Raw genomic sequence first — 1,506 nt, forward strand, 5'->3', positions numbered from 1 at the left:
GGTCACGTCCGAGATGCGGTGTAAAAGAGAACGAGCGTAGGTTGCCGTGCTGAACCGACCAAAGTTCGCACTACGCAAGGACCTACGCTCGTGGCACGCACACTACCGCCCGTTCAGGCCATCCGCGCCGAGATCGACGCCCTGTTCACCGAGGGCCGCGATCTGGTCGAGGTCATCGAGGACGTCGCCCGTCTCGGTGCCCGCCTGATCATCCAGACCGCCGTCGAAGCCGAGGTGGACGCCTTCCTCGGCCGCGCCCGCTACCAGCGCGCCGCCACCGCCGGAGGTGAGGAGCAGACAGTACGGCCCGGTCACCGCAACGGCCACTGCCCGACCACCGTCAAGACCACCACGGGCGCGGTGACCATCGCTCGCCCCAAGCTACGCGGCACCACCGAGGCGTTCGCCTCCCGCTTGTTTGGCGCCGGTGTGACCCGCACCAACGCGCTGGAGACGCTGGTCATCGCTTCCTTCGTGCGCGGCCTGTCGGTGCGCGACGTGGAGGGCGCCCTGGCTGATGCGCTCGGACCCGAGGCCGCCTTGTCGAAGTCGACCGTCTCGACGATCTGCCAGGCGATCGTGGCCGAGTACGACGCCTGGTCGCGTCGTGAGCTGACCGCGATCGAGCTGGACTATCTGTTCCTGGACGCCTCGCACTTCAAGATGCATGACGGGCAGCGCCCCGAGCCGGTGCTGGCCGCCTGGGGCATCACGACCGAGGGCAAGCCGGTCTTCATCGGCCTGTCCGCCGCGGCTGCAGAGTCGACTGACGCCTGGCACGACTTCCTGACCGACCTGGCGGCCCGGGGTCTGCGTGCGCCGCTGCTCGTCATCTCCGACGGCGCGCCCGGCCTCATTGCCGCTGCCGAGCAGGTCTTTCCCCGCTCACTGCGCCAGCGCTGCGTGATCCACAAATGCCGCAATGTCATGTCGAAGGTCAGTGCCGGCGACCAGGCCGAGGTCAAGGCCGCCTTCTGGAACATCTTCGACACCAGCAGCCTGGACAAAGACGACAAGGAGATCGAGCCGGGCCAAGACCTGGTGGCCTGGGTCCAGCAACGCATCGACGCCTTCGCCGACACCTGGGGCGGCCGCTACCCAGCGGCGGTCAAAAGCCTGCTGACCGACCGCGCCTCGCTGACGACCTACCTCCGCTTTCCGGCCGAGCACCACAAGCGCATCCGCCACTCCAACTTCATCGAGCGCACCTTCGGCGAAACCCGCCGCCGCGTCAAGGTCATCGGCCGCTTCCCCGGCGAGACCTCCTGCGTTTCCCTGGTCTGGGCGGTCCTGGACCGCGCCGCCCGCGGCTGGCGCGGCTTCACCATGACCTCCAAGGGCCTGCGCACCCTGCAGGACTTGCGCCGCGCCCTGCTCTCCCCGCCCACCCCGCTCCGCCCAGCCGCAACCACGGCGTCCGACTCGACACCCGAAACGGCCGCCGCCTAAGATCAACCCGCGGCACCTACCTCGTTGAGCCTTTTACACCGCTCCGAGGACGCGACC

1 protein-coding gene is annotated in these 1,506 nt (G+C 68.6%); it reads left to right on the top strand.

What is annotated here, in order from left to right:
• Positions 1-90 precede the first annotated feature (90 nt).
• A complete protein-coding gene (locus ACGFNP_RS61020; RefSeq protein ID WP_393334391.1) occupies positions 91-1,449 on the top strand; it encodes an IS256 family transposase in 1,359 nt (452 codons plus the stop codon).
• The last annotated feature ends 57 nt before the right edge of the window (positions 1,450-1,506 follow it).

Origin of the sequence: Nonomuraea sp. NPDC049269, assembly GCF_043197155.1 — a bacterium.
Lineage (GTDB): Bacteria > Actinomycetota > Actinomycetes > Streptosporangiales > Streptosporangiaceae > Nonomuraea.